A 14,828-nucleotide genomic window follows, 5' to 3' on the forward strand; every position below is an offset into this window, starting at 1 on the left:
CCAGATACTGCTGTTTTTATGCTTGTTTCTGCAAAACTTCCAAAAATTCCGCGCCATATTTCTCAAGCTTGTTCATACCAACACCTTTGATTTCCAAAAATGCCTCTTCGTCTTTCGGCAAGTATTCACACATTTGCCGTAGCGTTTCGTCGGAGAAAATAATATACGGTGGAACTTTGTGTTTCGATGCCAGTTCCCGGCGCACTTCTCGCAATTCCCCGAACAATCCTTCGTCCACATCAATCGATACTTTCGTAACTTTACGCGCCGTTTTCCGCGTCACTTTCTCTTTACCGAGTAGCACGTTAACCGCCTCGTTCGTCAGTTTCAATGATGGAAATTGGCTATCCGTATACGCTAAATACTTCTCCGCCGCCAAATAATCAATCAATTGCAGCACATCTTTTTGCGAGCGGTCCTTCATCAAACCATGCGTCGATAACTCCTCCAAACGCCACTGCTGGATTTTCTGATCCTTCGAGCCCGTCAACACTTTGGCAACCATCACTTTTCCGAACCGTTCTTGCATTCTTTTTATACATGAAAAGACTTGCTGTGCCTCAATCGTGATGTCCTGCGCCTCTCGCGTATCCAAGCAATTCCCGCAACGTCCGCAGTTCTCGCCTTCCTCACCAAAATATTGCACAATATATTTCTGCAAACAAATCTCCGTGTAACCGTAACCCGCCATTTGACGCAGTTTCGAATACTCATTTTGCTTGCGTTCCTCGTCCATTTCCGACTGATCAATCAAAAAATGCTGAATATGCGTGTCTTGCGGGCCGAATAGCAAAATACAATCACTCGCAACGCCGTCACGCCCAGCACGTCCCGCTTCCTGATAATACGCCTCCACATTTCGCGGTAAATTATAATGAATCACGTAACGCACATTCGACTTGTTAATCCCCATACCAAACGCATTCGTCGCCACCATCACGCGCACATCATCGTACAGAAACTTCTCCTGCCAACCGTTACGCTCCTTGTCCGACATGCCACCATGATATTTCCCCGTCGGAATACCCTTCTTACTCAGCATCTCGTACAGCCGCTCCACCTCTTTACGCGTCGCCGCATACACGATTCCCGACTGTTCACTATTCGTTTTCACATAGTCCAACAAATACTTATCACGATCCTGCCCCTTCACGACCTGAAAAGCCAAGTTCTCCCGCGCAAATCCCGTCTGAACAATGCTATCCGGGCCAATGTCCAGCAGCTTCATGATGTCATCCGAAACCGTTGGCGTAGCCGTCGCCGTCAGCGCAATAATTAGCGGTCGCGGATGAATCCGATTCAGCGTATCACACAGCGTCAAATAACTCGGCCTAAAATCATGTCCCCAATGCGAAATACAATGCGCCTCATCAATCGCAAAAAGCGCAATATCCGTCGTGTCCACCAACCGCTGAAAGCTCGCCGTCTCCAAACGCTCAGGCGCGATATAAAGCAGTTTTACCGCCCCATTTTCCGCATCCCACAATCGGTTATCAATCTCATTTCCAGTCAATGAACTATTCACAAACGTCGCCGGAATCCCCTGCTCATTCAGCGCATCCACCTGATCCTTCATCAACGAAATCAGCGGCGAAACAACAATCGTCAAGCCGTCCAAAACTAGCGCTGGAATCTGGTAACAAAGCGATTTCCCGCCCCCAGTTGGCATAATCGCCAGCGTATCCTTGCGCGCATACAAGTTCCGCAATACATCCTCTTGCCCATCACGAAACGACGAATAACCAAAGCTCTCCTGCAAAACCTGCTGCGACCTACTCCAATATTGTTCTATCATTTTGACCTAGCACCTACCTTTATCTCCCGTTCAAAACTTTTCTATCTATCCAGTATACCGTTTTTCACCAAACAAAAGAAGGGCTTTCGCGAAATCCGTTTTTTCAAGGATACTTCCCCACCGAAAATGGAGCTTTCTACATAATACAGATAAAAACATCTCCATTTTCTCATTAAAACAACATAATTCCGCCACAATTTCATTCAGAAAAGAAGAAATCCTGTATTTTTTATAACCTTTTCCCATGATAAGCTCTTATTTGTAGCCGAAAAATAATCATTTTCACCCCTACATTAAAATATTATGAGGAGGGTAGTTATAGTCCGAGCATAAAAATACGAACAAAAAAAGGAGAAACAAAAAATGAAAAAAAATATGAAGAAAATAGCCATTGCACTAGTAGCAACAAACGTACTAGCAAGCACAGTAATTACGGCATTACCACCAGTACAAACACACGCAGCAGAGAACAAATTAGCAACAACATTGAAAGCGACACAAGGACAAGAGTTAATAAACGTGCCTTTCGTGGGAGATAAAAAACTAACTGGACACATTCCAAGTGCAGCCGGTAAGCAGATTACTATAGAGGTCTCTTTCCCAAGTGGCTCATCTTCCCAAGTGAAAGATACTCTCACAGCAACAGTCGATGCTAACAATAACTATTCAATTGATTTATCAGATAAAACTTATCTTCTAGCAGAAAGCTTTGGCTTTACACTTCGAAATGACAGAAATGAAATCCTCGCAGCCCGCTCTGTTCAAACTAACGCAACCACATATAAAGATGGATACATTAATCTTTTGACAACTGGAAATAACAAAATAGTGAGTGGTCGGTTCAAAAACTATCCTAACCAGCGGATAGAGGGTCAGACCATGGATAGAGGTAATTATGGGAATGGTGGATATTATATGGAACCTACTACGACAGATGCTAATGGTTATTTCTCCACTACTATTCCAGGTGCAGTAGCAGACCATACTACAATTGCCATATATCAAACGAAACCTAATACAGATAGTGTAAATGCAAACAGATTACTAACAGCACCTCTTAATTTCACAACTATGACAGAAGACACTATCGTTCAAACAACGGTAGACCCATTAACAGTAAATTCCACAACTGTCACAGGAAAAGGGGAACCAAATGCAGCAATTGGCATCAGAAATGGCAATACCAGCATTGCAACTGGTACAGTAGATAGTAACGGGAACTACTCCCTTACCATCGCTAAACAAGCTGGTAATTCTACTATTACAGCAACTGCAACGAAAGCATCAACGAAACAAACATCCAGTGCTGAAACAACTGTTCCAAATGATGCTTTGGCACTTGCCAAAGCTGCTGTCAACAACCTATTCTCAGATGTAATGCATACTGGTTTAAAAGACACAACAACACAAGCCGTGGTTGATGCAACAAGCGCACAAGTCAACGCTCTGCCAGCAAGTGCCGACAAAACAGCATTACAAGCAGATGTGGCAAAAGCACAAAACATACTAAATAAACGCGAAGAAGTAAAAGCATCTATTGTTACTTTCTATCTATCTCATGATAACAAGCCTGTGTTAATTCTAAATAAACAGAAGGCAGCAAACTTCCACTATTTCATGATTGAAGATAGTGCTACCACATCTTTCAAACGATCTTATGCTTATATTGATAACGGAATAGACACTGTTGGATATTACACTACAATCATGGATAAAAATGGTCTTTTAACTGTGTCAGGTACTTCAGCAGTCTCATTATCGAATCGATTTTTCATGCAAACATTTACTGCTGATTCTGCATCTCTAGCAACAGGAACTTTTTACCCTACCGCATATACCCAGATAGTGAGCGAAGCTAAAACAGCAGTTAACGAACTCTTTATTTCGAACAACACTGCAAATCATATCAAAGACACTACTAACCAAGCAGCTATTGATGCAGCACAAGCAAAAGTTAACCTTGTAACCGAAGCAACACAAAAAGCTGAATTACAAGTAAGCGTAGATAAAGCACAAAATGAACTTAATGCTGGGGCAGCGACTATAAGTGTCAATGAGCTTTTCATCAGTAATAACCCTGCTAACCACATCAAAGACACCACTAACCAAGCAGCTATCGATGCAGCGCAAGCAAAAGTCAACCTGGTAACAGATACAACAAAGAAAGCAGAATTACAAACAAGCGTAGATAAAGCACAAAATGAACTTAATGCACGCAATACCGAAGCAGCTAACCAAGCAGCTGCAACAGCGAGCGCCAATGCTTTATTCATCGATAACGACCCAACAAAAAACATCAAAGATACAACTACACAAGCAGATATTAATGCAGCACAAGCTTTAGCAGATAAAGTAACAGATACAACGAAGAAAGCAGATATCAACAAAGAAATTACCTTAGCACAAAATATTTTAAATGCAAAAACCAACTTCCATGGCCTGAGCACAAACGCTAATGCAACAGTATGGTTTGCAAAACTTGATGAAAGCAAAAAATCAGCGTATCAATATAATATGTTTGTCAATGGCGAATATATATCTTCTTGGTATAAAAATGGAGTCTCAACATATTCTCAAAACTATACAGATGGCGTGGATCGGATTGTTAGTGCGGGTTATGCATTCAAAGAGGGCGATGTCCTGACAGCTTCAGTAGAAATAGATGGTAAACAATATGAAGTTGGGAAACTAACCATATCATTATTTAATAACGCAAAAGCAGCGGTCAATGCCTTGTTCATCGATAATGACCCAGCGAAAAACATCAAAGATACAACTACACAAGCGATGATTGACGCTGCAAGTGCACAAGTCAATGCTCTACCAGCAAGCGCAGACAAAACAGCAATGCAAGGCAACGTAACCAAAGCTCAAAATGAACTTAATCAACGCAACGCCGAAGTAGCAGCAAAAACCGCTGTGGACGCTTTATTCATCGATAACAACACTGCTAACCATATTAAGACAACAACAGACCAAGCGGCCATCGATGCAGCACAAGCCAAAGTTAATCTTGTGACAAATACCACGAAAAAAGCGGAATTACAAACAAGCGTTACAAAAGCTCAAAACGAACTTAATCAACGCAACGCCGAAGCAGCAGCAAAAACCGCTGTGGACGCTTTATTCATCGATAACAACACTGCTAACCATATTAAGACAACAACAGACCAAGCGGCCATCGATGCAGCACAAGCCAAAGTTAACCTAGTAACAGATACAACGAAAAAAGCGGAATTACAAACAAGCGTTACAAAAGCTCAAAACGAACTTAATCAACGCAACGCCGAAGCAGCAGCAAAAACCGCTGTGAACGCTTTATTCATCGATAACAACACCGCTAACCACATCAAAGACGCAACCAACCAAGCGGCCATCGATGCGGCACAAGCCAAAGTTAACCTAGTAACAGATACAACGAAAAAAGCGGAATTACAAACAAGCGTTACAAAAGCTCAAAACGAACTGAACGCACGCAATACAGAAATTGCGAATCAAACAGCAGCTACAACAAGTGTTAAAGACCTATTCATCGATAACAACCCTGCTAACCACATCAAAGATACAACCAACCAAGCAGCCATCGATGCGGCACAAGCCAAAGTTAACCTAGTAACAGATACAACGAAAAAAGCAGAACTACAAGGCCAAGTGGACAAAGCCAAAGCCGAGTTAGCTGCTAAAGTTGCTTTAACAGCTGCAACAACTGCCGTTAATAACCTGTTCAGCAACGCACCAACGAATACAACTTTAAAAGACAGTACTACACAAGCCATGATTGATGCTGCAAGTGCATTAGTTAACGCTTTACCAGCAAGTACAGCTAAAACAGCACTACAAGCCGACGTGGCGAAAGCTAACACATTGTTCAACCACATCGATCAAACAACCATTAATGACGTTACAGTTGATTCTACAAGCGTCTCTGGAACAGGCGAAGCAAATGCAGCCATCGTCATCAAAAATGGTAGCACAACCATCGCATCTGGTCGTGTAGCTAGCGATGGCACTTATTTGTTCAACATTGCCAAACAAGCAGGTGGCTCTACGATTACTGCAACGGTAACAAAAGCATCAAATGGCAAAACATCAAGCGCTAGTACTACGATTGCAGATGATAGTTTAGAAGTTGCAACTGCAAGCGTTAATGCTTTGTTTGCTAATGCCCCAACGAACACTATTTTAAAAGATACAACAACACAAGCTATGATTGATGCTGCAAGCGCAAAAGTTGATGCCTTGTCACGTAACATCCCAGAAAAAGCTGATTTACTAGCAGACATTCGTACAGCAGATCAATTGTTCAATCAAATCACAGCAACAACTATCGAAGCACTAACTATTGATAGCGTGACTGTCTCTGGAGAAGGTGAGCCAAATGCAGCTATCATCATCAAAAATGGTAGCACAACCATCGCATCTGGCCGTGTAGCTAGCGACGGCTCTTACCTGTTCTTCATTCCAAAACAAGCAGGCGGTTCTACAATTACTGCAACGGTAACGAAAGCATCGAACGGTAAAATTTCGAGCGCTAGTACAACTATTGTAGATGATACCATTGCGCAAACAACGATCAGCGCACTAACTGTAGATTCTACAAGCGTCTCTGGAACAGGCGAAGCTAACGGAGCTGTTGTCATCAAAAATGGTAGCACAACCATCGCATCTGGTCGTGTAGCAAGTGATGGCACTTATTCCTTCAACATCGCTAAACAAGCAGGTGGTTCTACGATTATCGCAACGGTAACAAAAGCATCGAACAGTAAAACATCGAGCGCTAGTACAACTATTGTAGATGATACCATTGCGCAAACAACGATTAGCGCACTAACTGCTGATTCCACGAGCGTATCTGGAACAGGTGAAGCTAACGGAAATATCGTCATCAAAAACGGCAGCACAACCATCGCAACTGGCCGTGTAGCTAGCGATGGCACTTATTTGTTCAACATTACCAAACAAGCAGGTGGTTCTACGATTACCGCAACGGTAACCAAAGCATCCAATGGTAAAACATCGAGCGCCAGCACGAGACTCCCAAACGTTATAGACTATAGCCTAACAGCGAACACTTACGCAATAGGGAGCGACGAACTAACAGGAACATACGGCAAGAATATATCCAAAGTTCGCTTATGGGTCAACGGTAGAGTCAAAGACCAAGCGACACTCAACGCAGACGGCACATATAGCTTTGCTAACGTACCAAGCCTTGTCAAATTGTCCACCGATCAAGTCGAAGTTGTAGCTGTTAATGGCGCCTATGTCGAAGTCGCACGTAAGACTGTTACAACTACAGGGAGCTCTATCTTAGACACAAGCTTAACACCTAACTCGTATGCGAAGGATAGCGCAACACTCACAGGCACATACGGCAAGGATATCGCCTACGTTCGCCTATGGGTCAATGGTAAACCTGTTCGCCAAGCCGAAACAAGCGGCAGAAACTTTACCTTCACAAACGCTGCTAGCTTCATCAAAAATAGTACCGACCTTGTTGAAGTAGTCGCTGTCGATGCACAATACCAAGAATTAAACCGCAAAACCGTGACGAAGACAGGTTTTGACACACTAGACAATAGCCTGACAGCACCAGAGGATTTCACTTTGGACAAAGACACGGCGATTAATGGAACAATGGGAACGAATGTTGCGTTTGTTCGCCTCAATGTCAATGGTGAAAATGTCAAACAAGCAGCAATGACAGCAGGCACTTACACGATTGCAGGCGCTAATAACTACATCAAGAAAACAAGCGATGTGGTGAAAATCATCGCAGTAAACGCACAGTACCAACAAGTAAACAGTAAAACAATGACTGTCAAAGCTGATGACACTGTCTATGATTATGCTTTAACTCCGAATGCTTACACATTTGGTGATGCAACAATTACAGGAACATACGGCGCAGATGTCAAATCCGTCCGCCTTTCTGTAAACGGTGATACAATTAAAACAGCGTCAATGAGCAATGGAACCTTCACCTTGACGGGGCTCTCACGTATTACAAGTGCCACAGACTTAGTCGAAATCGTAGCAGTGAATTCAAGCTATGTCGAAGTCGCACGTGTAGCTGTTCAACCAAGATAATTGCACTATAAATAACAACTACAAAAAACATCATACAAATTTCAGCAAAATAGCACGCAACCCTAAAAACAGGTTGCGTGCTATTTTTCGTCTAATAACTAATCGCGCGTTTCTTCAAAGCATTCCACGTACTATTAAACGAAGCCTTCGAAATGCGGACATTCTTTTTCACCGTCCAAGGATCGTTGTAGTAATAATAACTGCCATCATAGCCCGTCAGCGTCACCGCGTGCACACTAAAACCATGCATCCGCGTCCAAGCAACGACCGGCCGTCCCGATTTCAACTTCTTTTCCAACGTCACATTTGCAGCGCCGGTCATATTCACAGCCGAGCCCGCATATTTCTTCGTTAATTTCATCAAAGCAGGCGGATAAATCGTGTATCCCGAGCGATTAAATGGATTCCCGACATAACCCAAATTCGGATTACTCGCATGTTTCGGCATCTCGCGCGCCAACCTCGTCTTCTCCACATTCGCGCCCTTGTATTTCAACATCATCGTCACCGCGACAATCTCACAACCCGTCGGCAACTGCGGTCGCTGCGCAATCAACGGCACATTCAGCAACACTTTCGCAACCGGTTTTGGCGGCACAGCAGGCTTCACAACCCGCGGCGTCAAATAATTCCCCGACACATACGCCTTTTTTCCTTTAAAAATAATATGGTGCCATTTCCCAGTTTTCGCTAAACTACTTACCTTAGCGCCTTTTGATAGCCAACCGACCGCCTTATAATTCGTTCCAGCCCCAGCACGCACCGTCAAATTCGCCGTCGTATAGTAAATCGTGGCAGCCGAAACCGCCGATACACTAACAATACTCAACAAAATAACCAAAACCATTCCCACAAGCCACTTTCGATAATTCCCCACTTTACAATCCCCCTAATCATTTCCACAAAAAAAGACCAACATTCCCCTGCTAGTCTCTCACGTTGCGCTAGTTCTATATACCACCGCACGCACAACGTAAACAAAAAAGCGTACTAGATTTGATGAGATTTACGAGTCTCTTCAAGCCTAGTACGCTTTATTTTTGTTTAGGAAATACTGTAGTTTGGCGCTTCTTTTGTAATTTGGATATCGTGTGGATGCGACTCGCGCAAGCCCGCACCAGTCATCCGAATGAATTGCGACTCTTCACGTAAGTGGCGCAAATCGGCCGAACCGCAATAACCCATACCAGAACGAATACCGCCAATCAGTTGGAACAGCACGTCCGCAAGAGAGCCCTTGTAAGGCACGCGACCTTCAATACCCTCCGGAACTAGCTTCTTCGCATCCGCTTGGAAATAACGGTCCTTAGAGCCCTTCTCCATCGCAGCAAGACTACCCATGCCACGATACGTTTTAAAACGACGACCTTGGAAAATTTCTGTTTCGCCTGGGCTTTCGTCGGTTCCAGCAAACATACTGCCAATCATAACCGCATGTCCACCAGACGCCAGAGCCTTCACGATATCGCCAGAATACTTAATTCCGCCATCCGCAATGATCGTTTTGCCATATTCACGCGCAACTGTTGCACAATCATAAATCGCCGTAATCTGAGGCACACCAACACCTGCAACCACACGCGTCGTACAAATCGAACCAGGTCCGATACCCACTTTCACGATATCCACCCCAACATCAAAAAGTTCACGCGTTGCTTCGGCCGTAGCCACATTTCCCGCAACAATATTCACGTCTGGGAACGCTGCACGAATCTCAGCAATTTTATTCAAAACGCCTTGCGAGTGACCGTGTGCCGTATCAATAATGATTGCATCCGCACCAGCTTTGACAAGTTTCTCCGCACGGCTCAGCGTATCATGCGTCACGCCAACTGCTGCTGCAACGAGCAAACGACCATGAGAATCCTTCGCCGAATTCGGGAACTCAATCACTTTTTCAATATCTTTTATCGTAATAAGACCTTTCAAAACACCATTATCATCCACGAGTGGAAGTTTCTCAATACGGTGCTTCTGTAGGATGTTCTCAGCTTGCTTCAACGTCGTGCCAACTGGTGCTGTAACTAGGTTTTCCTTCGTCATCACATCAGAAATCACGATCGAATAGTCTGTAATGAAACGCAAATCACGGTTGGTCAAAATCCCAACAAGAATGCGATCTTCTTCATTATTAACAATCGGTACACCCGAAATGCGATATTTCGCCATCAAATGCTCCGCGTCAAATACTTTATGATCTGGCGTCAAGTAGAATGGGTCAATAATAACGCCACTCTCCGAACGTTTCACCTTCTCAATTTCCCCAGCTTGCTCGTCGGCTGTCATGTTCTTATGAATAACCCCGATGCCACCCTGACGCGCAATCGCAATCGCCATTTTGGCCTCCGTAATCGTATCCATACCCGCACTGAAAACCGGTACATTGAGCTTAAGTGTCGGCGTCATTTCGACTTTCAAATCCACTTCATTCGGCAGTACATCCGATTTCGCCGGTACCAATAATACATCATCAAAAGTAAGACCTTCTTTTGCAAACTTAGTCTCCCACATGGGTCGCAACACTCCTTCAAATTTGGTTGACGTCACCGCTCCAAAATTACAAGCCATTCTTTATAGTAGAAAAAATCGCTCGCAACTCCGCTTCGTTTCCGCCGATAGATTTTGCTAATTAGATAAATGCTACAAGAAATAGCGTCATATGTCAAGAGGCTTGCAATTATCAGTTTTTTCTGAACTAGTTTGACTTTTAGACCATCATCTAACTATTTTGATATGAAAGGAGTTACAGCCGTTTTTCACGTTCTTCAAACATGGGTATATAGTCTCTATGTTTCACGTGAAACAATTGCTTTTCGCTTCTGCGCCGCATACGAATAATTTCCACCATACGAAAAAATTTGTCCCTGCTCCAACCAAACCGTCCGATCGAAAATCTGATCCATGAAAAAGCGATCATGCGAAATTGCGATTATCGTCCCGTCAAAATTCCGCAACGCCTCCTCAAGCACTTCCCGTGACGCGATGTCCAAATGGTTCGTCGGTTCATCTAGAAGTAGGGTATTCACCGGCTGATTCATAAACTGCGCCAAACTGAGCCGCATCCGCTCGCCACCACTTAAGTTTGCCACTTTTCGAAACACCATTTCGCCGTAAAATAGGAAAGTCGCTAACATATGTCGCGCGTCACCTTCAACAACCGCGACCTTATCACGAAACGCTTCGATGACCGTCTGATTTTCATCACCGACATCCATGTGCTGCGATAAATAAGCAATATCAACGCTCGGCCCAACATGCACCGTCCCAATATCAGGCTGCAACTCACCAAGAATCAGCTTCAAAAGCGTCGACTTTCCAGCACCATTCTCGCCAACAATCGCAATCCGCTCCTTCTGCCGCACATGCCAATCTAGGCTCTCAAACAAAATCCGCGTCCCGAACTCCAAACCAACCTGATCAAAAATCACCACATCTTCCCCACTGCGCTTCGATTCCTCGAACTCAAGCCGCATATTCTTCTGCTCCAAAGCCGGTTTCTTCAAGACCTCGATCCGACCCAGCGCCTTCTCCATACTTTTCGCTCTGCGGAACAATGCACCGTTCGGCGGATTAGCCTCCATCGCCCACTGCCGCAAGCGTTTGATAGCCTGCTTCATCTTCTTGATTTTCTTCTGCTGGTCCTTATAATCCTTGAATTCCTTGAGCAGCCTCTCCTCGCGCTCCACCAAATACCCCGAGAAATTCGTGTGATACGTGATCAATTCCTTATTTTCGAGTTCCACAATCTTGTGCACAACCTCATCCAAGAAATACCGATCATGCGAAACAACCAGCACAGTCCCCCGATATACCCTCAAAAACTGCGTCAACCAATCCACCGCCCGCAAATCCAGATGGTTCGTCGGCTCATCCAGAAGTAGCAAATCCGGTTCCTCGAGCAACATCTTGGCAAGCGACACCTTCGTCCGTTCCCCGCCACTCAACTGTTTCCAAACCTTATCTGCCAAGTGAGGAATCCCCAGCCCATGCAAAATTTTATCCATATTCGTATCCAAATTATAGCCACCAAGCTCGATAAAACGCGCCTGCTTATCCCCATAATTTTGCAACAACTTCTCGCTCGTATCGTGCACCATTCGGCTTTCCATCGCTTCCAGTTCCGCCTGCAAAGCCAATACATGCCCAAACGCCGTCCTCAGAAAATCACGCACAACCATCGTCCCCGTCACATTCGGTATTTGATCCAACAAGCCTACCGTCGCACCCTTCTGCACCGAAACAATCCCCTCGTCAGGCATCTCCATCCGCGCAATAATCTTCAAAATCGTACTTTTCCCCTCACCATTTCTCCCGATGAGCCCAATCCGTTCCCCCTGCTCGACCTGCAAACTAATCTTTTCTAAAATCAAATCCCCAGTAAAGCGTTTTGTTACGTTATTTAAAGCTACTATTGTCATAATTCCTACTCCTCCTCATCCGAGAAGCATGGTTATCTTAATCTGATTCGACTTTGTTAGAATCTCAATATGCAGTTTCAATGTTTCACGTGAAACAACCACCCATTAAAATTGCACAACAAAAAACTCAAGCAAATCCCTAAGAGTCTGACACATCGGTCAAATTCAGCATTCGAACAAAGAAGTACTCCATTTCGAATTTGGGATTAGTCCTGAGTTTTTATATCAGTCCAGCTTCAATGGCTAACTCCTCGAAAACTTCACATCTTTCGCAAAAACCAAAACCGGGTTTTCACTACAGATGCTCCAGTTTTTTTCGGAGCTAAACGAGCCATTTCAGCTTTGTGTACAGGAATCCATGCTTCTCTTATTTTTTCCGATATTCAGTTACGCAAATTGGACAGACTTGTGTCCCGTAACTGAAAAAATGGAAAAAACGGCACGGATGATACTACATAAATTGGCTACTAACTTCAAACGTGCTATCGAGAATTTCATGGATTCCTCACCTCTTTCCGTTCCTAAAATATGCTTTTAGAATACTAGGTTTGGCGCAGATTGTCAAACCCTATTTATTACGCCTTCCCTTTTTTCCTATACAGCATCATCACAGACGTCAAAATTGCTAGCAAACCAACGAGGATTAGCCAGTTATTCGATGGCTCGTCACCCGTTTCTGGGAGTTCGCCAACTTTTTCTGGACTTTTCGAAGCAGTCGCAGCTTCTACCACTTTCACGTCTTGTCCATTATCCACGGTTGGTGTTGTTTCTGGTACTGGCGCTGGCGCAACTTTTGCGTAAGTGTAAACGACCTCTTGTGCCATTTCTGAAAACGTGCCGCTAGTCTTTCCGTTTACCTCTTGCAACGTATAATCGGGAATATCTTTTTGCGCGAAATCATAACTCTCGCCGAATTTCCCGGTAAGTTGCGCATTATCCGCAAGTTTTTCACCATTCGCATCCTGATAAATCGCTGTCACTGGCTGAGGAACGGCTGCAATCCGGCTCACGAGGTTGGCAACAGCTTCATTGACCTCCGCTTCCGTATATTTCTTCCCGCCGATCAGATTTGTTAATTCGGTTTTTGCCGTTTTCAGAGCCTCTACATTCGCCGTATTATTCGCCACTTTAGACAGGATCAAATCCGCTTCGTCAATCGCCGTAAACGCTGGTGTGAGGTCAATACTCGTCAGTAATTTCTCCAAAATAGGATCATAACTCGGACTAATCGCCGTTTCAAAATTCGCACCTAGAATCGCGACATTCACCTCATACAGATTGCTCGCCTTGTTAATAAGATTCTCAAGCTCGGCAACTTTGGCGCTGGCGATACCTTTACTGTACTGAATACGCTGCAAATGATGCTTCGCCAACTCTTTCGCGCTTTCTACAGAATAACCGTTAACCTCCAAAATCGCCGTTTTCGTCCACAGCAGATTCGACGGTGAAACGCTACTTATATCAGGCTCATTATACGTTTTCCCATCACGATCGAAGGCGTACAAGAACATTCCCGACAAATCGTTCTCCCGCACATATTTCGCCAGCTGATACATATTCGACTCCTCATACGGAAGTTTCGTGTCATACCAACGATTCCGATCCTGCTCCTCCGGGAAAGTGAGACCCGGCAAGAATTTATCCTTCGCAATATACGGCGCATAAGCATTCGACGACATGGCCGTTCTGTCCGTGCCACTGCCATACTGCTGATACGCCAACACATCAAAACTCTCGCTCACATTCTGGAACGGGGCCATCGTTTCAGCATTGGTATCGTACAAAAAGAGCGTCCCATTATTCGCTTTCGGACCAATATATTTCGATAACGCCTTGATAACACCATCAGAAATTTTCACGTCAGCCGGACTTGGATGCGTTTCCATATCAATATCCAGCCCATCCAAGCCCCACGGAATCATCAATTCATCCAGCAAAGCTTTCGCATAATCGTCAAATTCTTTTTCAGTCGGAAAACTACCCACATGCGGAACCGTCAACAATTTCGAGTAGTCAAAACCGCGAATCAACTTCACCCCACGCGCATGCAACTCCGGCCCATATTCCGTTTTTAGCTTATCAAAAAATGGTTTTGCAAGCGCCTCCTGACCCGGCGGCACATAACTGAAAACGTTCACAATATTAATCCCATAAGGAATATCGCTCATGCTAATCCAGTTCTCATCCGGCAAACTCGTATTAACCCCCTTCATCTCCACATCCCGCCAAGCCCGATAATAAACCAAAAAATTCTTGTTCGTGACCTGCTCCTCGGCCTGCACAGTTCGAGACGGCAACGAAAACATCGGAATCAAGCTAACACACAGCACAAAAACAATCGAAAAAATCAAGCTCTTCTTACTCATGAAAAAACCCCTTTTCAGTTTTGTCTTCTAATCTCCCAAGGCATACTAAATAAAACTAAAATTTCAAAAAAGCGCTTTCAAAACAATTTTAGCATATATAAAGTAGGATTATATAGACAAACTAAAGGTATTAGTGTACAAATCATGGTTTTTCACATG

The 14,828-nt window shown here is 44.2% G+C and carries 6 protein-coding genes; 1 reads left to right on the plus strand and 5 read right to left on the minus strand.

Annotated features, from left to right (window positions below; genetic code table 11):
• Positions 1-16: 16 nt before the first annotated feature.
• The gene (gene recQ, locus DUK53_RS06740) at positions 17-1,795 is read right to left on the minus strand and encodes a DNA helicase RecQ (RefSeq protein WP_036132495.1); all 1,779 of its coding nucleotides are present in this window, start codon (positions 1,793-1,795) and stop codon (positions 17-19) included.
• 363 nt (positions 1,796-2,158) lie between these two features.
• Between recQ and DUK53_RS06745 the strand changes: the two genes are divergently transcribed.
• Entirely contained in the window at positions 2,159-7,885 is a 5,727-nt protein-coding gene (locus DUK53_RS06745; protein WP_124892641.1) for a toxin Cry1Ac domain D-VI-related protein, read from the plus strand.
• Between the two features lie 91 nt (positions 7,886-7,976).
• Here the strand turns inward: DUK53_RS06745 and DUK53_RS06750 are convergent, their stop codons facing one another.
• The 4 genes from DUK53_RS06750 to DUK53_RS06765 form a co-directional block, all read right to left on the minus strand.
• Positions 7,977-8,762 (minus strand): C39 family peptidase, encoded by a 786-nt coding sequence (locus tag DUK53_RS06750; RefSeq protein ID WP_036132489.1) that lies wholly within the window; start codon positions 8,760-8,762, stop codon positions 7,977-7,979.
• 167 nt (positions 8,763-8,929) lie between these two features.
• Complete coding sequence (gene guaB / locus DUK53_RS06755; RefSeq protein WP_036081931.1) at positions 8,930-10,396, minus strand: IMP dehydrogenase; 1,467 nt, start codon at positions 10,394-10,396, stop codon at positions 8,930-8,932.
• A gap of 275 nt (positions 10,397-10,671) precedes the next feature.
• Positions 10,672-12,303 (minus strand): ribosomal protection-like ABC-F family protein, encoded by a 1,632-nt coding sequence (gene abc-f, locus DUK53_RS06760; protein WP_036132487.1) that lies wholly within the window; start codon positions 12,301-12,303, stop codon positions 10,672-10,674.
• A gap of 575 nt (positions 12,304-12,878) precedes the next feature.
• Positions 12,879-14,669, minus strand: a complete 1,791-nt coding sequence (locus DUK53_RS06765; RefSeq protein ID WP_081964445.1) for an EndoS/ChiA family endoglycosidase — start codon at positions 14,667-14,669, stop codon at positions 12,879-12,881.
• Between the last annotated feature and the right edge of the window lie 159 nt (positions 14,670-14,828).

Source organism: Listeria sp. SHR_NRA_18 (assembly GCF_003856515.1).
Lineage (GTDB): Bacteria > Bacillota > Bacilli > Lactobacillales > Listeriaceae > Listeria_A > Listeria_A newyorkensis.